Origin of the sequence: Kitasatospora arboriphila (assembly GCF_039528095.1) — a bacterium.
Taxonomy (GTDB): Bacteria; Actinomycetota; Actinomycetes; order Streptomycetales; family Streptomycetaceae; genus Kitasatospora; species Kitasatospora arboriphila.
This window is the reverse complement of record NZ_BAAALD010000041.1, coordinates 24,853-46,452: the sequence shown is the minus strand read 5'-3', so window position 1 is coordinate 46,452 and position 21,600 is coordinate 24,853. Positions and strand designations below refer to the sequence as shown.

Below are 21,600 nucleotides of genomic sequence, written 5' to 3'. Positions count from 1 at the left end.
TACGGGTGGCGCTCGCGGGACGACAGGACCCGTTGCGGAGAACGAACCCGTCCCCGCCCTGAGCTGGGCGGGGACGGGTGGTACGACTGGCAGCGAGTCAGCTGCCGGTAGTGACCGGCGGCTCGGCGGGCTCGGGGCAGTAGCGGCTCCAGGCGTCGAGGAAACCGTTGCGGGTGAAGCCCTTGAGCTGCACGCCGTCCGGGAAGCGGATGTTCATCGACCCGATGCCGTAGTCCTTGAGCAGGAGCTGCAGGCCACGGGCGCTCAGCCCCGTCGGTCCGTGCTCGGCCCACGGCGCCTCATGGTCGGCCTTCAGGGCGGTCAGGAGGTGCTCGGTGGACAGGGCGTCCGGGTTGCCACCGGCGGCGAAGACGCGGCGGATGTCGACCAGGATCCTCGTCTTCAGGCCGCCGTCCTCGTCCTGCCCGGACTCGAAGGCGGTCATGGCACGACAGGCCGCGCGGGCACGCACCGGCCACTCACCTCCGGCGAGGTCCGCGACCGTCACCAAGGGCTCCCAGGTGTCAGCGGCTCGGTCGTCGACCGGCATGGGCGGCTCCATGTCGGTCGCCGCGTCGATCAGCGGCACCAGCCAGGCATGGAGACCGTCGCGCAGCTCGCGCAGGCCCGGGTTGTCCCGGTCAGAACGGTACGAGGAGACGCGCTCGCCCGGCGCCCGGCGCCGCATCCGGATGACCACGGACCGGTCCATGATCGTGTCCGGGAGGTCCCCGATCCCGGCCAGAGCCGCCATGGCGAAGGTGGGGAACTTGACCACCTTGTGGTCCGGTCCGACGACCCGCAGGGTAGGTCGGTTGCGCTGGTGACCGGCGTTCAGCAGGCCACGCAGGTCCTCGTTCTTCTCGGCCGCCTTGACGGTGCCGAACATGGTGTCCGCCTCGTCCACGAGCAGGGTCGGCGGTTGGTCGGTGATCGACCGAAAGATGGCCGCCGAGGACGCGTTGACCGTGATGAGCGGGTCGTGGACGGTCTCGGTGACGATGTCGAGCAGCCGAGACTTCCCGCAGCGCTTGGCCGGGCCGATCACGGCAAGACGCGGGGCATGTTGCCAAGCGGGCTGCAGATGGGTGGCGGCAACCCACAGCGTCACGGCATCCAGAGCTTGCTCGGACGGGAGGATCACGAAGCGAGCTATGGCAGATCGGAGTTCGCAGAGCAGCTCGGCTCCCTGCGATGACGGAGTGACCGGCAGATCGCCGCTTCCGGTCATCCCACCAAAGATGTCCGGGTCACTGACCGGGTCAGCGGTGACCTGACCGGTCAAGGCACCGGGCTCCCGGTCAGTCCGGTCGGTCAGTACGTCGTTCTGACCGACCGCCGGTCGGAAGTGATCAGGCTGACCGGGGACGGCGACAGGCGGCCAGCCCTGCGCCGGGCCTCCCGGTATGGGCTGCGGAGAAGTAGAGTTCACGGTGAAGCTCCTCGCTGGGGCACGCGACCTGGACCGTCGCGCTGCCACCGGTTGGACTGATTCGCTGATCTGGGGACTTCATCCGGCCCTCGGTGTTGGTAGCACCGAGGGCCGTCGCTTTCCCGGCCTGCAAGGCGGAACGAGCTGATCGGGCTCAACTCGCAGGCGGTTGGACTGGGTTGCGCCGCCGTACGACGGGCGGGCGACGCGACGATACGACTGCCCTGGTGGAAGATCCACTGCTCCGGTCGTCGTCCTCTCACGGCAGACAAACCCCTGGGCCCACCTGCCGCTCCGCGATCACGCAGCCTCACCGCCAGCCGTGGCGTCAATGCCCAGCAGTCGCAGGAGGTCCGCGGTGATCACCCGGTACTTCTTGCCGAGCCGAAGCACACGGCACGGGTAGGCGTCCCGCCTCGCCAGCTCGTAGCCCTTGCTGCGGCCAAGGCCGATGGCGCGGTTGGCGGTGTCCAGGTCGATCGCGGCCGGCAACGCGAGCAGCTCCGCCCGGCTCATGCCCGTGAGCTCCTGGTTGCCCATCTCAGTTCGCACAGCTGTCTCCATTCACAGGGGCGAGCCCCTGTCTGCGGTCCCGGCAAGTCCGGGATCGAGGAGCAGCTTGCACCGCAATAATGTGTCGATATGACACACGACGAAGTGGAATCTTGGTCGGCGCAGGTCACGAGAACCGTGATCGCCGAGGTTCGTAGGTGCCGGAAGGAGCTGGGCATGACCGCACAGGACCTGGCCGACGCCTGTGAAGAGCTGGGCCACCCCATCCCGCGCAACGTCATCGCGAACTGGGAGTCCGGGCGTCGGCTGACCCTCACCGTCCCGGAGCTGCTCGTGCTCGCCAGGGCTGTCGACACGCCGCCTGCCGCCCTGGTCTTCCCGCTCGACGGAAGCACCAGCGTGGACTGCCTCCCGCACGAGAGCCGAGATCCGTGGACGGCGTTCAGCTGGTTCACCGGCGAGGACCTGGACTTCGGCGACGCGGCCGTGTTCCGCGAGTACGCGGGCGTCGAGCACCGCCTCCGGACCGGGCATCACGACGCCTGGCAGCTCCAGTTCTCCGGCGCGAGGGAGGACTGGCCGCACGGCGCCGAAGCCAAGTTCGACCGCCTCGTGAAGGCCATTCGCTCGGAGCTCGTGCCGATCCGGCATCGCATGCGCGAGCTGGGGCTGACTCCCCCTCCGCTCCCCAGCCACCTCGCATTCCTCGACACCGACCACAAGGACGACCAGATGAAGGAGGGAACCCCGTGAAGGGCTCCACCTACCACCGCTGCTACTGCCGGGACGCCGACACCGGCAAGCCGCTCGGCAAGGCCTGCCCGAAGCTCAGCAGCCGCAAGCACGGTTCCTACGCGGTGCGCCAGGAGCTGCCCAACCGCGAGGACGGCTCACGCCGGTCCTTCAACCGCTCCGGCTATGAGTCCCGGAAGACCGCCCAGGCCGATCTCGACCAGGTCCGCGAGCTGCTGCACATCCCGGACGCGGATGATCCTGAGGGCCTCGCGCAGATAGCCGACCTGCTGGAGAAGGTCGCCCACGAGAAGGTGCCGCTGCCAGACGTCGAGGAGACCCGTCGCCGGCTCGCATCCGGGCAGGACCTACAGAACCGGCTGACCGTCGGCGAGTGGCTCGACCAGTGGCTGGCGAGCAAGCGCGGCCGCCAGACCGCGATCAGCCGGGACGAGAGCAGCATCCGGCTCTACCTCAAGCCGCGGATTGGCCACATACGGCTCGACCGCCTTCGGGTCCGACACCTGGAGGAGATGTTCGCGGCCATCGAGGAGGAGAACGTCGAGATCGCCGAGGCGAACGCCCAGCGGCGAGCCGCCATCGACGAACTGGCGCAGATCCCTTGGAAGGGACAGGAGTTCCGCGCGCAGCGCAAGGCTCTCAAGGCCGCCATCGCCGGGATGGAGCCGTTCCGGCGGACCGTCAGCGCGTCGACCTGCCAGCGGATCCGCTCCACGCTCAGGGCCGCCCTCAACGCCGCGATCCGACGGCAGATCATCACCTTCAACCCGGCGTCCCATGTCGAGCTGGAGGCCGCCAAGCGGCCGAAGCCGCTCGTCTGGACCGAGGAGCGGATCGAGCACTGGGAGCTCACCGGCGAGCGGCCGTCGCCGGTGATGGTCTGGACGCCAGAGCAGACGGGCCTGTTCCTCGACCAGGCCGCCGAGGACCGCCTCTACGCGCTGTTCCACCTGATCACCTTCCGGGGGCTGCGACGCGGCGAGGCGTGCGGTCAGCGCTGGGCTGACACCAACCTGAAGTCGGGGCTGCTCACCGTGGCCAAGCAGCTCGTCGTGGACGGCTGGGCGGTCTACGAAGACGACCCGAAGACGGACGCGGGCGCCCGGACGATTGCCCTCGACTCGGAGACGGTGGCGGTGTTGGAGGCCCATCGCGAGCGGCAGCGAGCCGACCGCGAGGAATGGGGCACCGCGTGGGTCGAGACCGGCCGGGTCTTCACCAAGGAGAACGGCGAGTGGCTGCACCCGACCGCCGTGACCGACCGGTTCCGCGAGCTGGCCGAGGAGGCCGGCCTCCCGCCGATCCGCCTGCACGACCTCCGCCACGGCGCGGCCACGCTCGCTCACGCGGCGGGCGCGGACCTGCACTCGATCAAGGAGATGCTCGGCCACTCCTCGATCGGCATCACCTCGGACACGTACACGACCCTGCTCCCGCAGGTCGACCGGGCGATCGCAGAGGCGGCGGCCCGGCTTGTCCCCCGAGCGAACAGGCCGCGCAAGGTTGCCCAGTCCACGGCGGCAACCGACCCGACCAGGCCATCCGCTCACGCATCGCTCACGCAAACGGCCTCGGACGAGAAGTCCGAGGCCGGTGATCAAGCCCCCGGAAGGCCGAAGCTGCAGCTCGTCCGGGGTGGAAACGTGAGCCCCCTGTCGGGTTCGAACCGACGACCCCCGCTTTACAAGAGCGGTGCTCTGGCCAGCTGAGCTAAGGAGGCACGGTGACCGTCCGCGGCGGACCACGGCGGTACCACGGGCAGTGTAGCGGGCCGGTGCGGGGCGGCGCCGTCGGTTTTGGCCGGTGGGACGGGGTGCCGGGCGGGTGATTTGGGTGATGTGTCCGGCTTGTGATCGGACCGATGCCGAATTCGGCCACCGGCGGGGGCTGACAAGCGGATGAACGTCCGGGTACGGTCGCGGGGAGACCGACCCCGTTCGACTCCTGAACGCGGAGCACCGGTCCCGACAATCCAGCCTTTACTCGGATCGTCCGGCACGTTCCTGCCGGTGAAGGAGAGCACAGCCATGGCTTCTGTCACGTTCGACAAGGCGACCCGCCTGTACCCCGGCGGCACCAAGCCCGCCGTCGACGCCCTGGACCTGCACGTCGAGGACGGCGAGTTCCTCGTCCTGGTCGGCCCGTCCGGCTGCGGCAAGTCGACCAGCCTCCGCATGCTGGCCGGTCTGGAGGACGTCAACGGCGGCGCCATCCGCATCGGCGACCGCGACGTCACCCACCTGCCGCCGAAGGACCGGGACATCGCCATGGTGTTCCAGAACTACGCGCTGTACCCGCACATGACCGTCGCCGACAACATGGGCTTCGCCCTGAAGATCGCGGGCGTGTCGAAGGCCGAGATCCGCCAGAAGGTGGAGGAGGCCGCGAAGATCCTCGACCTCACCCAGTACCTGGACCGCAAGCCGAAGGCGCTCTCCGGCGGTCAGCGCCAGCGCGTCGCGATGGGCCGCGCGATCGTCCGCGAGCCGCAGGTCTTCCTCATGGACGAGCCGCTGTCCAACCTGGACGCCAAGCTCCGCGTCTCCACCCGTACCCAGATCGCCGGCCTGCAGCGCCGCCTGGGCATCACCACGGTCTACGTCACCCACGACCAGACCGAGGCCATGACCATGGGCGACCGCGTCGCGGTGCTCAAGGACGGTCTGCTGCAGCAGGTCGACTCCCCCCGCCACATGTACGACAAGCCCGCCAACGTCTTCGTGGCCGGCTTCATCGGCTCGCCGGCGATGAACCTCGTCGACGTCCCGCTGGTCGACGGCGGCGTGAAGTTCGGCGGCTCGGTCATCAACATCTCCCGCGAGGACCTGGCCGGCGCCGGCACCGACAAGACCGTCACGGTCGGCATCCGCCCGGAGCACTTCGAGATCGTCTCCGGCGGCGGCATCGAGGGCGTCGCGGTCACCGTCAACGTCGTCGAGGAGCTCGGCGCCGACGGCTACGTCTACGGCACCACCAAGATCGGCGGCGACGACACCGACATCGTCGTGCGCGTCCACGGCCGCCAGGTCCCGCAGAAGGGCGAGACGATCCACGTGGTCCCGACCGGCGGCGAGACCCACGTCTTCTCCACCAGCACGGGCCTGCGCCTGAGCAAGTGAGCCGACGGCCCGGGCGACCGGGCCGCGCCCACCGCAGCACGACCGGGCCCCGGCGGACACCGTTCCGCCGGGGCCCCGGCGCGTCCGGACGAAACGCCGGGCCCACCGGCGGGGATCCCGCAGGCCCGCTCCCGTCCGGCCCCGGGCGGCGACCCGTCCGACCACCCGTCCGGCCGCCCGGCCGTCAACCGCATGACGGAACAAAACAGGACACCGGTCACTCATTGGTGTAACGCAGCGCGACCTTTCCGCCACCCGTCGCTACGCTCCTGTGGCGTGAAGCAGCTCCTACGCCGTATCGGCCAGACCGTGGCCCTCACCCTGCCGGTGATCCTGGTGACCACCGGCACTCTCGCCGTGACCCGGGTTCCGTGGGCTCCTCCGACGGGCCTCGACCAGCAGGTGGTCGCGGCGTCCAGCAGCGACGGCAGCATCGGCCGCACCTCCGCCGGGTCCGCCGACAGCCCGCGGGACGCCCTCCGCACGGACCTGCTCAACGAGCTCGACGCGCACAACCCGGGCACCGCGCTGGACCTGCTGGAGCGCACCATGCGCGAGAAGCCGTCGCTGACGCCGTACTGCACCGAGCTCGCCTCGGAGCTGGGCCGCGCGGCGGTCCGCAAGTACGGGGGCGACGTGCAGCGGGCCCGCTCCTTCGCCCGCCCGGTCTGCGACGGCTCCTTCGCCGCCGGCGTCACCACCTGACGGCCCCTCCCGCGGCACCGCCCGATCCGTTCCGACCACCCGCGAGCGCTGCGCCCCCTGCACCTGGGCGCAGCGCTTCCGGCTGCCCACGGCCGCTGTCCGCGGCCCGTTGCGCGTGACCCGCGGCCCGCTGTCCGCTGTCCGCCGATCCTGCCGGACGGGCTCGGCGGCCCGTTCGGGTGCAGTGCCGCCGGACGCATGGGGTCAGCTCCCCGCGGAGCCTATTGTTCTGGCTATGACCGCTGATCAGACGCCAGCCGACATGGCCGCGGAGCTCGCGGCCGCCGCCGACCCCGTCACCCTGGCCGCCGCGCCCGCCGTCACCCAGGCGGTGATCCTGGCGGGCGGGCAGGGTTCCCGCCTCCGCCCGTACACCGACGACCGTCCGAAGCCGCTGGTGGAGATCCCCGGCACGGGCATCCCGATCGTCGGCCACCAGCTCTCCTGGCTGGCCTCCGAGGGCGTCACCGACGTGGTGATCTCCTGCGGCCACCTCGCGGAGGTGCTGCAGGAGTGGCTCGACGGCACCGAACTGCCGGTGCGGGTCCGCACGGTGGTCGAGCACGAGCCGCTGGGCCGCGGCGGCGGCCTCAAGTACGCCTCCGCGGCCCTGCCGCGGCCGGCCGAGCCCTGGTTCGCCACCAACGGCGACATCTGGACGCGGTTCAGCCTGCGCGAGATGGCCGCCTTTCACCACGAGCGGGCCGCGGTGGCCACCCTGGCGCTGGCCCGCCCGCGGATCCCGTGGGGCGCGGTGGAGACCGACCGCTTCGGCAACGTGCTGGACTTCGTCGAGGCGCCGCCCTCGCCCTTCCTCATCAACGCGGGCCTGTACGTCTTCGGGCCGTCGTTCCGGGCGCTGCTGCCCGACGTGGGCGACCACGAGCGGACGACCTTCCCGCAGTTGGCGCGGGCCAAGCAGCTGGCGGGCTATCAACTGCCGCAGGGCTGCTACTGGCGGGCGATCGACACCGTCAAGGACCTGACGGAGGCCGCCAAGGAGCTCGCCGCGGCCGGCCGCCCCGCCAACGACTGACCGCACGCACGGGACAGCCGACGGACCGCGCGCACGGGAACGGACGGCTGACGCACGCACGGGAACGGCGGAGGGGCCTCCCACCCGGGTGGGAGGCCCCTCCGCCGTTCGGTGCGCCGCCGCGCCCCGGGCCGCCGACAGCTCTTCCGGCGGCGCCTCAGGCCGTGGCCGCCGGCCCGGTGGGCCGGTCCATGCCGAGGGACGTGAGGCCGCCCAGCGGCGCGCTGCCGAGCACGCCGCCGATCAGGCCGGCGCTGCTGCCGGGCCGCGGGGTGGACCCGCTGCCGCCGGTGCCGCCCGAGGAGCTCCCGCGGGTGCTGGTGGACCGGCCCGGTCCGCCGCTGCTGCCCGCGGTGGCACCCGACTTGGTCGACTTGGACTTGCCGCCCCTGGTCGAGGAGGAGGACGGCGAGGACTTCCCCGAGGGGGACGGGGAGGTCGACCGGCTGGGCGACGGGGAGGGGCTCGGCGTCGACGACTGCGAGCTGCCGGTGCCGTTGCCCGGCCAGAGCGGCGAGCCGTAGTCGGTCGGCGGCTTGACCGGCGCCGGGCCGGTGCCGCCGCCGGTACGGACGGCCGCTCCGAGCATCGAGCCGATCAGCAGGGTCAGCCCGACGACCACCGCCGCCACCACGGAGCTGCGCCGCAGCACCCGCCGGCGGATCGCCTGCGTCGCCTCGGGGCCGTACTGCCGCCAGGCGTCGAGGGCGATCCGGCCGTCCAGCGAGCCGAACGGCGCCCCGGCGATCAGCAGCGGGCTCCATGCCGCCAGGAAGATCAGGTCGGGGGCGTCGTACACCGGCACCGACCGCCAGCTGACGGTGAAGAGCAGCGCCGCGGAGAGCGTCATCGCCGCGGCGGACGCCACCCGCTGCCAGAGGCCGAGGACGGTGAGGACACCGACCACGATCTCGGTGAACGCCACGCCCAGCCCGGCGCCGACCGGGTGGTTCATGGCGAACGCGAGCAGCGGCTCGGCGACCTTCCAGGGGTGCAGCGAGGAGAGCCAGCGCATCATCGAGCCGCGCTCGCCGCCGTCGAAGTACACCGGGTCGCAGAGCTTGCTGAAGCCGGCGTAGACGGAGAGCGAGCCGAGTACGACCCGCAGCGGCAGCAGCACCAGGCCGAGGTCGACCCGGCGGCCCGGGTAGCGGGCGTGCCGGGCGTCGGCCGGGCCCGCGGCCGCGGGGGCCTCGGGCAGGTCGCCGCTGGGCGTCCAGCCCCGGGTGATCGGCTCGTACGGCAGCGGGGGCGGGCCCGCCTGGCGCGGTACGGCGTGCAGCGGCTGGGTCTCGTCGCCCGGTCCGCCGGCGCCGGGCCCGGTCGGGCCGAAGCCGGGGGCGCCCGCCGGGGCGGGGACGGTGGTGAGCCGGACGGCCTCCAGCAGCCGGGTGGCCGCCATGTCGCCGGGCGCCGTCTGACCGCTCCAGGTGACGGTGGTGACCCGGCCCTTGCGCCGGGGCGCGGCGGTGCCGGCCCCCGCGAAGGCGGGGATCTGCGCGCTCGGCACCACGACCTGCGGCGTGACCAGGGGTCGGGCGCCGAGGCCGGCCACGCCGGCCCGGATGCCGTACGGGTCCCCGAAGGCCGCGCCGACCGGCACGTCGATCATCGGGGCCACCGGGGCGGCGAGCCGGATGCGGAAGCTGGCCTGGGTGCTGCTGAGCTTCGCGGGATCGGACGGCACCCTGACCGTGCTGAGGCCCGGTCCGGGGTCTATCCCCGCCGTGCCGCCCTGTCCCGGGCGCCGAGGTGTTCTGGTGTCCACACCCCACTAACCGGGTGACGGGCCCGGAGGACACTCTCCCGGGTGGATTCCCGGCGTGGATTTGAAGTGATCATGGGAAAACCGATCGGGCCCGGCCGGACCCGATCGGTTCCTCCCACGAAGCTGTCCGTTCCGGGCGGAACAGCGCCGTTGCGGCGCTGCCGGCCGGCGGGGAACCACCCCCAGCGACCGCCGCCGGTCAGCGGCGGGCGCGCATCCGGGCGGCCTCGTACAGCACGATGCCGGCGGCGACACCGGCGTTCAGCGACTCCGTCTGGCCGGGCATCGGGATGCGGACCCGGATGTCGCAGGTCTCGGCGACCAGCCGGGAGAGGCCCTTGCCCTCGGAGCCGGCCACGATGACCACCGGGCCGGTGAGCGCGTCGAGGTCGCCGATCTCGGCCTCGCCGTCGGCGGCCAGGCCGACCACCATCAGACCGGCCTTCTGGTAGGCCTCCAGGGCGCGGGTCAGGTTGGTGGCGCGGGCGACGGGCAGCCGGGCGGCGGCACCCGAGGAGGTCTTCCAGGCACCGGCGGTCATGCCCGCGGCGCGGCGCTCGGGGATGACCACGCCGTGCGCGCCGAAGGCGGCGGCGGAGCGGACGACGGCGCCGAGGTTGCGGGAGTCGGTGACCCCGTCCAGCGCCATGATCAGCGCGTCCTCGCCGGCGTCGGCGGCCTCGGCGACCAGGTCGTCCGGGTGCGCGTACTCGTACGGCGGGACCTGCAGCACCAGGCCCTGGTGGTTGAGGCCGCCGGTCATCTGGTCGAGCTGGGCGCGCGGGGCCTCCATGAGCGGGACGCCGCGCTCGTTGGCGGCCTGGTACGCGTCGCGGACCCGGTCGTCGGTGTCGATGAACTGCATCACGTACAGCGCGTTGGCCGGCACGCCGCCCTGCAGGGCCTCGACCACGGAGTTGCGGCCGACCACCAGCTCGGCGGCACCGGCGCCGCCGCGCCCGCCCCGGCCGGCGCCGCCGGCCCGGCGCATGCCGGCCCGGGACTTGGCGTCCCGCTCGCGCTTGAGCGCGGCGTTGGCGGCACGCTGCTTGGGGTGTCCCTTGCGGGCCTCCCCGGGCGGGGTCGGGCCCTTGCCCTGCAGTGCCTTCCGGCTGTGGCCGCCGGTACCGACACTCGCGCCCTTCTTCGACCCGGGGTTGCGGCGGTTCCTGCGCTGGCTGTTGCCGGCCATGGCTGTACTTCCTGTCTCTTCTACGTCTTGAGGTTCGTCATGAGGATGGGCCGTAGCCGGTGGAGCACCGGCTGCGGCCCACGCTCGCCCCGTGGCCGGGGCTACTGGTTCGCCGGTCCCGCCCGTGGGCGGGACCTACTGGTTGACCGTCCAGCGGGGGCCGGACGGGGTGTCCTCGATCGCCAGCCCGGCCAGCCCGAGCTGGTCGCGGATGGCGTCCGCGGTGGCGTAGTCCTTGCGGTCCCGGGCCGCCTGGCGCTGGTCCAGGACGAGCCGGACGAGCGAGTCGACCACGCCGTGCAGGTCGTCGCCGCGGCTGCCGCCGGCCCAGAAGTCGTCGAGCGGGTCGAGGCCCAGCACTCCGAGCATCGCACGGACCTCGGCGAGTCGCGCCACCGCGCTGTCCTTGTCGTCCGCGGTCAGCGCGCTGTTGCCCTGGCGGACGGCGGTGTGCAGCACGGCGAGGGCCTGCGGGACGCCGAGGTCGTCGTCCATCGCCTCGGCGAAGGCGAGCGGGACCTCGGGGGCCGGGTCGACCGCGCCGCAGCGCTCGACGGCCCGCTCGACGAAGCCCTCGATGCGGGCGAAGGCGGTCTCGGCCTCGCGCAGCGACTCCTCGCTGTACTCGATCATCGAGCGGTAGTGCGGGGAGGCCAGGTAGTAGCGGAGCACGATCGGACGCCAGCGCTGCACCATGTCGGAGACCAGCACCGAGTTGCCGAGCGACTTGCTCATCTTCTCGCCGCTCATGGTGACCCAGGCGTTGTGCACCCAGAACGCCGCGAAGTCGTCGCCGTAGGCCTTGGACTGCGCGATCTCGTTCTCGTGGTGCGGGAAGATCAGGTCGATCCCGCCGCCGTGGATGTCGAAGGCCCGGCCGAGGTACTTGTGCGCCATGGCCGAGCACTCCAGGTGCCAGCCGGGGCGGCCGCGGCCCCAGGGGGTCTCCCAGCTGGGCTCGCCCTCCTTGGCCCGCTTCCACATGGCGAAGTCGCGGGCGTCCCGCTTGCCGGTCTCGCCCTCGCCCTCGGGCTGCAGGAGGTTCTCCAGCTGCTGGTTGGAGAGCTCCAGGTAGTCCGGGTAGGACTTCACGTCGAAGTAGACGTTGCCCTCGGAGGCGTAGGCGTGGCCGCGCTCGATCAGGCCGCGCATCATCTCGATCATCTCGGGCACGTGGCCGGTGGCCCGCGGCTCGGCGGTGGGCGGCAGGCAGCCGAGGGCGGCGTAGCCGTCGTTGAACGCGCGCTCGTTGGCGTAGGCGATCTGCCACCAGGGGATGCCGAACTCCCGGCTCTTGGCGATCACCTTGTCGTCGATGTCGGTGACGTTGCGCACGAAGGTGACGTCGTAGCCGCGGTAGCCCAACCACCGGCGCATCACGTCGAAGTTGAGGCCGGACCGGATGTGCCCGATGTGGGGCGGGGCCTGCACGGTGGCACCGCACAGGTAGATCGAGACACAGCCCGGTACAAGCGGGACGAAGTCGCGTACCTGGCGGGTGTTGGTGTCGTACAGGCGAAGGGTCACAGCGTCAAGCGTAGTGGGCCCACGGGGGTGCCCCGCCACCTTTACGGGCGCGGGACTCCCGCCGTCGCAGCGGTTCCGGGGCCCGCCGACCCGTGCCCGGGCGGGCCGCCCCGGCGGACGGGCCGTCAGGGCGGCGGGCCGGGCGGACCGGCGGGACGTCAGGAGGTCCGATACACCAGGGCGGTGGCGATCGCGGCCAGGCCCTCGGCGCGGCCGGTCAGGCCGAGGCCGTCGGTGGTGGTGCCGGAGACGGCGACCGGGGCGCCGACCGCGGCCGAGAGCGCGGCCTGCGCCTCGGCGCGGCGCTTGCCGATCTTCGGGCGGACGCCGATCACCTGGATCGCCACGTTGCCGATCTCGAAGCCGGCGGCGCGGACGATCCGGGCGGCCTCCGCGAGCAGGGCGGTGCCGGCGGCGCCGGACCACTCCGGGCGGTCGGTGCCGAAGTGCGCGCCGAGGTCGCCGAGGCCGGCGGCGGAGAACAGCGCGTCGCAGGCGGCGTGCGCGGCGACGTCGGCGTCCGAGTGCCCGGCCAGGCCGTCACCGGCGTCCGGCCAGTCGAGTCCGGCGACCCGCAGCGGGCGGCCGGCCTCGAAGGCGTGCACGTCGGTGCCGATGCCGACCAGCGGCATGACGGGAGCGGCCGGGACGGCGGAGCCGGCGGCGCCGGTGGGGTCAGAAACCATCGGAGGCCCTCCTACGGGCGAGCACGGCCTCGGCGAGCACGAGGTCCAGCGGACGGGTGACCTTGAACGCCTCCTCGTGGCCGGGCACCACGACGACCCGGCCGCCGAAGCGCTCGACCAGCCCGGCGTCGTCGGTGACCGGCGGGAGGCCGCCGGCCGACTCCTCGGCGACCGCCTTCTCGTGCACCTCGTGCAGCACCGAGCGGCGGAAGCCCTGCGGGGTCTGCACGGCGCGCAGCGCGGAGCGGTCCGGGGTCTCCAGCACGGGTTCGGGCACGCCGGGCTCCTGCGGCTCGACCCGCTTGACGGTGTCGGCGAGCGGCACGGCGGGGACGACGGCGTCGGCCCCGGCGCGGACGGCGGCGGCGACGGCGTCCACCACCTCGACCGGGACGAGCGGCCGGGCCGCGTCGTGCACCAGCACCGCCTCGACCTCCTCGGGGATGGCCGCGAGTCCGAGCCGGACGGACTCCTGCCGGGTGGCGCCGCCGGCGACCACGCGGACGTCCTTGCCGTCGAGGCCGTGGCTGCCGAGCAGGGCGACCACCTCGGCGACCCCGTCCGGCGGGGCGGCGACCACGACCAGGCCGATCGCCCGGCTGCGGGCCAGCGCCCGGACGGCGTGGACCAGCAGGGGCACCCCGCCGAGTTCGCGGAGGGCCTTCGGGGCGCCGGGCCCCAACCGCTCCCCGCGCCCGGCGGCGGGCACCACCGCCGCTGCAACTGCTGCTGACCCGTTCAGGTTTCGCTCCTTCGGCGAAGTGGGTATGGCCATGGCGTGCGCCGCACGGCGTACGCGACGGACCCCTTCCGACTGCACGTTAGCCAAACCGCTCCGACGAGTCCGACACCCCGCGCGCAGGGCCGGCGTGCGACCGGGGTGCGTCGGCCCGTGCGGGGCGTCCGCACGACGGGCGCGCGGGCCCGCCGAACGCGCCGTCACCCGGCCGGCACCCGCGGCCCGGATGCACCGTGGGCGGGCACGCCGAAGCGCCCGAGGTGCCGGAGACCGACCCGGACAACGGTGTGACCGGGATCGCGCACCGGCATCGGGCGCTGGGCGTTGCGAAGCCGCTTAGGAGGCGAGGACCTCGTCGAGCAGCGTCTCCGCCTTGTCCTCGTTGGTGTTCTCGGCCAGCGCGAGTTCGCTGACCAGGATCTGGCGAGCCTTGGCGAGCATCCGCTTCTCGCCGGCCGACAGGCCGCGCTCGCGCTCGCGGCGCCACAGGTCGCGGACGACCTCGGCGACCTTGATGACATCGCCCGAGGCGAGCTTCTCGAGATTCGCCTTGTAGCGACGCGACCAGTTGGTGGGCTCCTCGGTGTACGGCGCGCGCAGCACCTCGAAGACCCGGTCGAGACCTTCCTGACCGACCACGTCGCGCACGCCGACGAACTCCGCGTTCTCGGCGGGCACACGCAGTGTCAGGTCTCCCTGCTGCACCTTGAGCACCAGGTAGGTCTTGTCCACACCTTTGATCTGGCGAGTTTCGATGGCCTCGATCAGCGCGGCCCCGTGATGGGGGTAGACCACCGTGTCGCCAACCTTGAACGTCATGTGACAGGACCCCTTCCGTGGCTTTCCAGAATAACACGCTTCTCGGCGCACCCGAAGGGCGTTTTCGCAGGTCAGGGCAGGTCTCAGGGCTTGACAACCACCCCCATGACGTGCTGCGACCGGTGTTCGAGGAGGGCTTCCCGCAGGTCGGAGGCGGTTCGGCAGCTCGGCGAAACCTCTGGCAACACCGCCGAAACCATGATTGGATCTTGAGTTTTCGTCCGATCCGCCGCCGTGTCCGAACCGTTATCCGGTGACCCTCCCGGCGGGACCCGTGCGACCTGCGCCGGTTCGTGGACGTCCGGGATCGCCGCGGCGGCGTGCTGCGGGTGCGTACGGACGGAGGACCGCGACACGGGGCCACCCCGTGGGAGGCGGGCGTAAGCGGTCGGTAGTCTGATCGCTGACCACCCCACGTGATCCACATCCGTGATCCACACCCAAGGAGAAGTCGCCGCCGTGAGCCGGAGCCTTCGACGCGGCGCGGTCGCCGCCATCGTCCTCGCCGCTGTTCTGCCGCTGTCCGCCTGCGCGGCCGGCAACCAGGCGGAGACCCTGCAGATCAAGCCGGACAACGCGGCGACCTCGGTCGGCCAGAACCTGCGCCTCAACAACGTGCTGCTGGTGACCGCCAAGGGTGCCTCCTCGGACGAGGCCGGCCCGGTCAACCTGACGGTCAACATCGCCAACACCGGCTCGGCCCCCGAGGTCCTGCAGTCCGTGTCGGTCGAGGGCGCCGGCAACGCCACCTTCACCGACGCCAAGGGCGCCGAGGTGTCCGAGATCACCATCCCGGCCGGCGGCTCCGTGCTGATCGGCGGCGAGGGCCAGCCCGCCGTCCACCTGTCCTCGGCGAAGCTCCCGCTCGGCGGCTACGCCGACACCGACTTCACCTTCAAGACCGCGGGCAAGGTCGGCCTGCCGGTCGGCGTCGTGCCGGCCGAGGGCCTGTACGCCTCGTTCGGCCCCAAGGCTCCCGAGGAGAGCGCCAAGCCGTCGGCCTCCGCGAGCGCCTCGGCCACCGCCACCGGCTCGCCCTCCGCCACCGCCTCGGGCTCGCCCTCCGCCACCGCCTCGGCCACGGCGACCGGCTCGGCCACCGCGACGGCGAGCGCCTCGGCGCACTGAGCCTCGGCACACCGAGCCGCAGCGAACCGCGCGTATCGACTGCAACGGCCGAGGGCCCCGCACGGAGCGGGGCCCTCGGCCGTCGTCGTCACCGGGGCCGGTCGGCCCGGGCCGGCCTACGGCTCGAACTTGTAGCCCAGGCCGCGGACGGTGACCAGGTAGCGCGGCGCGCCCGGGTCCGGCTCGATCTTGGCGCGCAGCCGCTTGACGTGGACGTCCAGGGTCTTGGTGTCGCCGACGTAGTCCGCGCCCCAGACCCGGTCGATCAGCTGCATGCGGGTGAGCACCCGGCCGGCGTTGCGGAGCAGCATCTCCAGCAGGTCGAACTCCTTGAGCGGCAGGTCGACCTTGGCGCCGTCCACCGTCACCACGTGCCGGTCGACGTCCATCCGGACGGGGCCGGCCTCCAGCGCGCCCGGGCCGCTGCCGTCGCCGTTGCCGTTGCCGTCCTCGCCGCGGCGGCGGAGCACCGCGCGGATGCGGGCGACCAGCTCGCGGGTGGAGTAGGGCTTGGTGACGTAGTCGTCCGCACCTATCTCCAGACCGACGACCTTGTCGATCTCGCTGTCCTTGGCGGTGACCATGATCACCGGCACGTTGGAGCGGACGCGCAGCTGGCGGCAGACCTCGGTGCCCGGCAGGCCCGGCAGCATCAGGTCGAGCAGGACCAGGTCGGCGCCGTTGCGCTCGAACTGCTCCAGGGCGTCGGGGCCGGTGGCGGCCACGGCCACCTCGAATCCCTCCTTGCGGAGCATGTACGAGAGGGCGTCGCTGAACGACTCCTCGTCCTCGACCACCAGTACTCGGGTCACGATCGGGCCTCCGGGGCAGGAAGGGGGGTTGGTGCTGTGGTGTCGGTCTCGTCCGCCTCGGTCGGCGGGACGGTCGCGCGGCCGCCGGCGGGCACTTGCCCGGCCGGGAGCCGCAGGGTGAAGGTGGATCCCTGGCCCTCGACGCTCCACACCGCCACGGTGCCGCGGTGGGAGGCCGCGACGTGCTTGACGATGGAGAGGCCGAGGCCGGTTCCGCCGGTGGCCCTTGATCGGGCCGGGTCCACCCGGTAGAAGCGTTCGAAGATCCGCTCGCGGTCCTTCTCCGAGATGCCGATGCCCTGGTCGGTCACCGAGATCTCGATCAGCTCGCCGTCGGCCTCGCCGAGGACGGCGGCGCTGGAGATGCGGCGGGTGGCGATGGCCACCCGGGTCCGCGGCGGGCTGTAGTTGACGGCGTTCTCGACGAGGTTGCCGAGCGCGGCCGCGAGCTGGCCGCGGTTGCCGTGCAGGTAGAGGCCGCCGGTGCCGCCCGCGGCGATCAGGATCTGCTTGGCGGCGGCGGGCTGGCGGCAGCGGTCGATCGCCTCGGCGATCAGCTCGTCGACCGGGACGGGCTCGGGGTCGACCAGCAGCTGGTCGTCCTGGACCCGGGACAGGTCGATGATCTCCTGGACGAGGCTGGCCAGCCGGGTCGCCTCGATCTGCATCCGGCCGGCGAAGCGCTGGACGGCCTCCGGGTCGTCGGAGGCGTCCGCGACGGCCTCGGAGAGCAGCGAGAGCGCGCCGACCGGGGTCTTGAGCTCGTGCGAGACGTTGGCCACGAAGTCGCGGCGGATCGCCTCGATCCGGCGCCGCTCGGTCAGGTCCTCGACCAGGACGAGGACCAGCCGGGAGCCCAGCGGGGCGACCCGGACGGAGACGGCCAGCGGGTCGGACGCGCGGGCGCCGCCGGGCCGGGGCACCTCCAGTTCGACCTGTCGGATCTCGCCGTCGCGGCGGGTCGCCCGGGCCAGCGAGAGCATCTGTTCCACGGCCACCGCACCGCCGCGGACCAGTCCCATCGCGTAGGCGGCGGAGCTGGCCTTGACCACCTCGTCGCCCTCGCCGAGCACGATCGCGCAGGAGCGCAGCACGGAGAGCACCGTGTCCACGCCTGCCGGCAACGGGGGTTCGTACGCCAGGAGCCCGCTGCCCCCGGTCCTGCCGGCGGAGCCGCCCCGGGGGGAGGCGCCGCGGGCCTGCTCGCGCTCGCTCCAGCGGAAGGCGATGGCGGCCGTGAGACCGACGCCGAGCCCGGCTATGGCGCAGGCAGCGGCGGTGGCCACATTCACGTCCATGCCACTCAGCCTAAGCGCAGGTCGGGCACGCTCCCCAAGGGTGCGATCAAGGGCTCGGCCGCACGTTGCCGAGAATTCACCTTCAGTCCTCCACCGGTTCACTGCGGGGGTCGTGCGCGGTCGCCCGGACGGCTCAGTGTGGTCGACGCAAGCCCGTGCGGGCGGTGACGCGGCTACCATTCGCGCCACCAGCAGCGGCCGTCCTCGGGACGGACCGGTCGGCACCGCCACCGACAGAGCTACTGACGGACCGGCCGGCCCTCCGTTCGGGGGGACGGGCGGCCAGGAGGAGAGAGCATGCGCGACCAGTACCACGAGGAACTCGACTCGATCAGCGACGGCCTGGTCGAGCTCGCCCGGCTGGTCGGCTCGGCCATGGGCCGGGCCACCACCGCGCTGCTCGACGCGGACCTGGCCCTGGCGGAGAGCGTGATCGCCGCCGACGAGAAGGTCAACGACCTCCACCACGACCTGGAGAACCGGGCCATCGACCTGCTGGCCCGGCAGCAGCCCGTCGCGACGGACCTGCGCATCGTGGTCACCAGCCTGCGCATGAGCGCCGACCTGGAGCGCTGCGGCGACCTGGCCCGGCACGTGGCCAAGGTGGCCCGGCTGCGCTACCCCGAGTCGGCCGTGCCGAACGACCTGCACCCGATCGTGCTGGAGATGGGGCAGCTCGCCCAGCGCCTGGTCGCCAAGGCCGGCCTGGTGATCTCCACCAAGGACGCCAACGCCGCCCTGGAGCTGGAGCGGGACGACGACGCGATCGACGCCCTGCACCGCGAGCTGTTCTCGCACCTGCTGGACGACCGCTGGCAGCACGGCATCGAGACCGCGGTCGACGTGACCCTGGTGGGCCGCTACTACGAGCGGTTCGCGGACCACGCGGTGTCGGTGGCCAAGCGCGTGGTCTTCCTGGTGACCGGCGAGCACGCGGACGAGTTCGCGGCGGAGGCGGCGGCCCTGCAGGCCGAGTGATCCGCGGCCCCCGGACGGGGCACGGCGGGGGCGCGTCGGCCGGGGGCGCACGCGTGCGCGGGCGCCCTACCTCCGCGCGCCCGTTGACGCCCCGTCCGGGACCGGTTTTCACTCGTTCTGGGCATGCCGGCGGGTGCTGCGGCGTGCCGTGGTGTGCCGTCGACTGCCGTCGACAGCCGTCGATGAGGAGGACCCGACCGCGATGAAGGCTGACCAGAACCCGACCACGGCCGCGGCGGGACCCGCCGCGCCGCCCTCCGTGAAGCTGCTGCCGGTCGTCGCCGCGGGCTGCGGCTGCGGGCCGGGGTGCGGCTGCGGCTGCCAGTCCGGTGCCCCCTGCCAGTGCGGCGGCGCGGACGGCGGCTGCTGCGGCGGCCACTGACGCCGGACGCCCCGGCCGGGCGGCGCTGCTGCGTCGTCCGGCCGGGGCGTCGCCGTGTCGGCGCGGATCGTCGCCGTGCCGGGGCGGATCGTCGCCGTGCCGGGGCGGATCGGGCCGGACGCCTAGAAGGTGACGTCCATGCACTGGTAGAAGGCGTTGCCGGTGTCCGCGACGTCCCAGATCGCCAGGACCACCTGGTGGCCGGTGCGGCCGGAGGGCAGGGTCGCGGTGTGGCTCAGCGTGGCGGGCGGCTGCGCGCCGTTGTAGGGGACGGTGAGGAAGGGCGTGGTGTCCAGGTTGGCCCGGGTCACCTTGCTGCCCGCGTTGTAGCCCGGCTTGGTGAGGTAGTAGCGGAACTGCGTGGTGGCGTGCCGGGCGGTGAACTTCCAGGTGAAGGTCAGCCGCTGGCCGGCGCTCACCCGGGTGGCCGGCCACGCCCCGCCGCGCGGGTCGTCGAGCTGGGCGAAGCGGCTGTTGCCGCCCGCGCAGAGGGTGCCGTCGGCCGGGCCCTGGGCCGGGAATCCCTTCGGCCCTTCGACGCTCTGCGGCTCCCACTGGATGTCGCCGCAGTTCTTCACGGTGCCGGCGGCGCACAGGGCGGCCCGGCTCGGCGGGGTGGTGATCCAGGCGTGCGAGTACGCGGGGATCGCGGTGGCCAGGGGCACGGCCGCGGCCGGCGCCGCGGCCGCCAGGATGTGACGCTTGCGCATGGTGCTCCCTCCGTGGGGGTGGATGGAGTGTGCGTGTGCGTGCAGGGAAGGCCCCGGCGGGCAGCGCTCAGCATGGGGTTTGGCGTGCCCGCGCCAGGTGCGGACCACCACGCTAGGAGCGGCCGCCCGCCCCGTCAATGGTCTGAACCAGTCTGCGGCACAGGCGGACTGACGGAGCGTCGGCGGATTGCCGCCGGCGGCGGGCTCACCCCTCGCGGCCGGGCGGCCCCTCCGCGGCCCGCCCGTGCAGCTGTGCGGCCCGGGCGGTGAGGTAGCGCCGCTCCGGCATGCTGGTCGTCCGGGCCGCCGCCGTGCGGTACGAGTCCAGCGCGCCCGCCGTGTCGCCCGCCGTCTCCAGCAGGTGGGCCCGCACGGCGTGCACCCGGTGGTGGCCGGCGAGCGGCCCGCCCTCCGCGTCGAGTCCGTCGATCAGTTCCAGGGCGGCGGCCGGACCGTTGACCATGGCGAGGGCGACCGCCCGGTTGAGCGTGACCAGCGGGCTGCCGGCCACCTGCTCCAGCAGTCCGTACAGGCCGAGGATCTGCGGCCAGTCGGTGTCCTCGGCCCGGGCGGCCGCGTCGTGGACGGCCGCGACGGCGGCCAGCAGCCGGTACTCGCCCGGCCGCCCCCGGTGGGCGAAGGAACCCCTGAGCAGCGCGGTGCCTTCGGCGATCAGGTCGCGGTCCCAGCGGGTGCGGTCCTGCCGGTCCAGCGGGACGAGCTCGCCGTGCGGGCCGGTGCGGGCCGGCCGGCGGGCCTCGGTCAGCAGCATCAGGGCCAGCAGCCCGGTCGTCTCGCCGTCGGCCGGCAGGCTCCGGTGCAGCTCCCGGGCCAGCCGGACGGCCTCGCCGGACAGGTCGGCCCGGTGCAGGACGGGCCCGCCGGAGGTGGTGTAGCCCTCGTTGAACATCAGGTACAGCACGTGGAGCACCCGGCGGAGCCGCTCCGGCCGGTCCGGCGCGCCCGGCTCCGGCACGTCGAACACCGTCGAGGACCCCTTGAGCCGCTGCTTGGCCCGGCTGATGCGCTGCGCCATCGTCGCCTCGGGGACGAGGTGGGCGGCCGCGATCTGGGCGGTCGTCAGGCCGCCGACCGCCCGCAGCGTCAGGGCGATCGCCGAGGCGGGCGTGAGCGCCGGGTGGCAGCACATGAACAGCAGGGCCAGGGAGTCGTCGGCCGCCGGTGCCTGCGGCGCGGCCGGCTCCCTCGCCACGCGCTCCTCGCGCCGCCGCCGCGCCGCCTCGCTGCGCATCAGGTCGGTGCGGCGGCGCTCGGCGGTCCGCAGCAGCCAGCCGCGCGGATTGTCCGGGACGCCGTCCGCGGGCCAGTGCCGGGCGGCGGCGATCAAGGCCTCCTGGACGGCGTCCTCGCAGGCGCAGAAGTCGCCCCACCGCCGGGTCAGCACGCCGAGGACCTGCGGCGCCAGCGAGCGCAGCAGGTCCTCGACGACGGGCCGGTCGGTCACAGGTCGAACGCCGCGTCGGTCATCACCTGGCGCACCTCGACCGGCTGCTGCGTCGGCACCCCACCGGGGCCGGGCACCGCCGAGATCCTGGCGGCGATCTCCAGGGCACGGGCCTCGGACTCCACCTCGACGAGGTTGAACCCGGCCAGCACCTCCTTGGACTCCGGGAAGGGGCCGTCGGTCACCACCGGGGCCGTGACCCCGTCCGAGCGCACGATCCTGGCCAGCCGCGGGTCGGCGAGCGGCGTGAACTGCACCATCTCCCCGCTCGCGACCAGTTCCTCGGTCAGCGCCGCGTAGTAGTCGAAGTGCGCCGCGACGTCGCCCGGGGCCCACCGGTCCATGGGCTCCTCGAACGCTCCGCCGTCGTGGTTGACCATCAGCAGGTACTTCGGCACGTGGACTCCTCGCTCTTTGGCGCGCCACGGTGGCGCACCCGCTCCGTGGACGGAGCCGTCACCCGGTTCTCTACACCGACCCGGCCGAGGACGCGGATCGGCCCCCCGCCCGGCGCGGGACGCGCCGGACGGGGGCCCGA

The 21,600-nt window shown here is 73.1% G+C and carries 20 protein-coding genes, 1 tRNA gene and 1 pseudogene; 8 read left to right on the top strand and 14 right to left on the bottom strand.

Annotated features, from left to right (window positions below; translation table 11 throughout):
* Positions 1-97 precede the first annotated feature (97 nt).
* Together ABD353_RS21335 and ABD353_RS21330 are read right to left on the bottom strand one after the other, a co-directional pair.
* Positions 98-1,231, bottom strand: a complete 1,134-nt coding sequence (locus ABD353_RS21335; RefSeq protein ID WP_344625280.1) for a DUF3631 domain-containing protein — start codon at positions 1,229-1,231, stop codon at positions 98-100.
* Between the two features lie 501 nt (positions 1,232-1,732).
* Positions 1,733-1,972, bottom strand: a complete 240-nt coding sequence (locus tag ABD353_RS21330; protein WP_344625279.1) for a hypothetical protein — start codon at positions 1,970-1,972, stop codon at positions 1,733-1,735.
* 102 nt (positions 1,973-2,074) lie between these two features.
* Here ABD353_RS21330 and ABD353_RS21325 point away from each other — a divergent pair, with 102 nt between their 5' ends.
* Complete coding sequence (locus ABD353_RS21325; protein ID WP_344625255.1) at positions 2,075-2,698, top strand: helix-turn-helix domain-containing protein; 624 nt, start codon at positions 2,075-2,077, stop codon at positions 2,696-2,698.
* Positions 2,695-4,218, top strand: a pseudogene (locus ABD353_RS21320) (site-specific integrase); the annotation flags it as partial. The gene ABD353_RS21325 and the pseudogene ABD353_RS21320, both read left to right, overlap by 4 nt.
* A 126-nt stretch (positions 4,219-4,344) precedes the next feature.
* On the opposite strand, the gene ABD353_RS21315 reads toward ABD353_RS21320, so the two are convergent.
* Positions 4,345-4,418 (bottom strand) — tRNA-Thr (locus ABD353_RS21315).
* A gap of 307 nt (positions 4,419-4,725) precedes the next feature.
* Here ABD353_RS21315 and ABD353_RS21310 point away from each other — a divergent pair.
* From ABD353_RS21310 to ABD353_RS21300, 3 genes are all read left to right on the top strand, one after another.
* Complete coding sequence (locus ABD353_RS21310; RefSeq protein ID WP_344625254.1) at positions 4,726-5,817, top strand: ABC transporter ATP-binding protein; 1,092 nt, start codon at positions 4,726-4,728, stop codon at positions 5,815-5,817.
* Between the two features lie 276 nt (positions 5,818-6,093).
* The gene (locus ABD353_RS21305) at positions 6,094-6,522 is read left to right on the top strand and encodes a hypothetical protein (RefSeq protein ID WP_344625253.1); all 429 of its coding nucleotides are present in this window, start codon (positions 6,094-6,096) and stop codon (positions 6,520-6,522) included.
* Positions 6,523-6,784: 262 nt separating this feature from the next.
* Positions 6,785-7,558, top strand: coding sequence for a nucleotidyltransferase family protein (locus ABD353_RS21300; RefSeq protein ID WP_344625278.1), 774 nt, complete (start codon positions 6,785-6,787; stop codon positions 7,556-7,558).
* A 157-nt stretch (positions 7,559-7,715) separates the two neighbouring features.
* On the opposite strand, the gene ABD353_RS21295 is transcribed toward ABD353_RS21300, so the two are convergent.
* The 6 genes from ABD353_RS21295 to ABD353_RS21270 form a co-directional block, all read right to left on the bottom strand.
* The gene (locus ABD353_RS21295; RefSeq protein WP_344625252.1) at positions 7,716-9,245 is read right to left on the bottom strand and encodes a DoxX family membrane protein; all 1,530 of its coding nucleotides are present in this window, start codon (positions 9,243-9,245) and stop codon (positions 7,716-7,718) included.
* 280 nt (positions 9,246-9,525) lie between these two features.
* Positions 9,526-10,518, bottom strand: a complete 993-nt coding sequence (rlmB, locus tag ABD353_RS21290) for a 23S rRNA (guanosine(2251)-2'-O)-methyltransferase RlmB (protein ID WP_344625251.1) — start codon at positions 10,516-10,518, stop codon at positions 9,526-9,528.
* Between the two features lie 135 nt (positions 10,519-10,653).
* On the bottom strand, positions 10,654-12,045 hold the full coding sequence (gene cysS / locus ABD353_RS21285; RefSeq protein ID WP_344625250.1) for a cysteine--tRNA ligase: 1,392 nt from the start codon (positions 12,043-12,045) through the stop codon (positions 10,654-10,656).
* Between the two features lie 158 nt (positions 12,046-12,203).
* Positions 12,204-12,731: a 2-C-methyl-D-erythritol 2,4-cyclodiphosphate synthase gene (gene ispF, locus ABD353_RS21280; RefSeq protein WP_344625249.1), complete on the bottom strand. Its 528-nt coding sequence runs from the start codon at positions 12,729-12,731 to the stop codon at positions 12,204-12,206.
* On the bottom strand, positions 12,721-13,506 hold the full coding sequence (gene ispD / locus ABD353_RS21275) for a 2-C-methyl-D-erythritol 4-phosphate cytidylyltransferase (protein ID WP_344625248.1): 786 nt from the start codon (positions 13,504-13,506) through the stop codon (positions 12,721-12,723). The genes ispF and ispD overlap by 11 nt, the downstream gene beginning before the upstream one ends.
* A 300-nt stretch (positions 13,507-13,806) precedes the next feature.
* Positions 13,807-14,289, bottom strand: a complete 483-nt coding sequence (locus ABD353_RS21270) for a CarD family transcriptional regulator (RefSeq protein WP_014136563.1) — start codon at positions 14,287-14,289, stop codon at positions 13,807-13,809.
* 459 nt (positions 14,290-14,748) lie between these two features.
* On the opposite strand from ABD353_RS21270, the gene ABD353_RS21265 reads away from it, so the two are divergent.
* A complete protein-coding gene (locus ABD353_RS21265) occupies positions 14,749-15,417 on the top strand; it encodes a copper chaperone PCu(A)C (protein ID WP_344625247.1) in 669 nt (222 codons plus the stop codon).
* Between the two features lie 116 nt (positions 15,418-15,533).
* Here ABD353_RS21265 and phoP read toward each other — a convergent pair whose 3' ends face one another.
* Positions 15,534-16,229 carry a two-component system response regulator PhoP gene (gene phoP, locus ABD353_RS21260; RefSeq protein WP_030267755.1) on the bottom strand — a complete coding sequence of 232 codons (696 nt, stop codon included), beginning with the start codon at positions 16,227-16,229 and terminating at the stop codon, positions 15,534-15,536.
* The gene (locus ABD353_RS21255) at positions 16,226-17,527 is read right to left on the bottom strand and encodes a sensor histidine kinase (protein ID WP_344625246.1); all 1,302 of its coding nucleotides are present in this window, start codon (positions 17,525-17,527) and stop codon (positions 16,226-16,228) included. Before ABD353_RS21255 ends, phoP begins: the two co-directional genes overlap by 4 nt.
* A gap of 297 nt (positions 17,528-17,824) precedes the next feature.
* Here ABD353_RS21255 and phoU point away from each other — a divergent pair, with 297 nt between their 5' ends.
* The gene (phoU, locus tag ABD353_RS21250; RefSeq protein WP_344625245.1) at positions 17,825-18,505 is read left to right on the top strand and encodes a phosphate signaling complex protein PhoU; all 681 of its coding nucleotides are present in this window, start codon (positions 17,825-17,827) and stop codon (positions 18,503-18,505) included.
* 202 nt (positions 18,506-18,707) lie between these two features.
* Complete coding sequence (locus ABD353_RS21245; protein ID WP_344625244.1) at positions 18,708-18,887, top strand: hypothetical protein; 180 nt, start codon at positions 18,708-18,710, stop codon at positions 18,885-18,887.
* 122 nt (positions 18,888-19,009) lie between these two features.
* On the opposite strand, the gene ABD353_RS21240 is transcribed toward ABD353_RS21245, so the two are convergent.
* From ABD353_RS21240 to ABD353_RS21230, 3 genes are all read right to left on the bottom strand, one after another.
* Positions 19,010-19,597 (bottom strand): lytic polysaccharide monooxygenase auxiliary activity family 9 protein, encoded by a 588-nt coding sequence (locus ABD353_RS21240; protein ID WP_344625243.1) that lies wholly within the window; start codon positions 19,595-19,597, stop codon positions 19,010-19,012.
* Positions 19,598-19,802: 205 nt separating this feature from the next.
* Positions 19,803-21,062, bottom strand: coding sequence for an RNA polymerase sigma factor (locus tag ABD353_RS21235; RefSeq protein ID WP_344625242.1), 1,260 nt, complete (start codon positions 21,060-21,062; stop codon positions 19,803-19,805).
* Entirely contained in the window at positions 21,059-21,460 is a 402-nt protein-coding gene (locus tag ABD353_RS21230) for a YciI family protein (protein ID WP_344625241.1), read from the bottom strand. The genes ABD353_RS21235 and ABD353_RS21230 overlap by 4 nt, the downstream gene beginning before the upstream one ends.
* Positions 21,461-21,600: the final 140 nt, after the last annotated feature.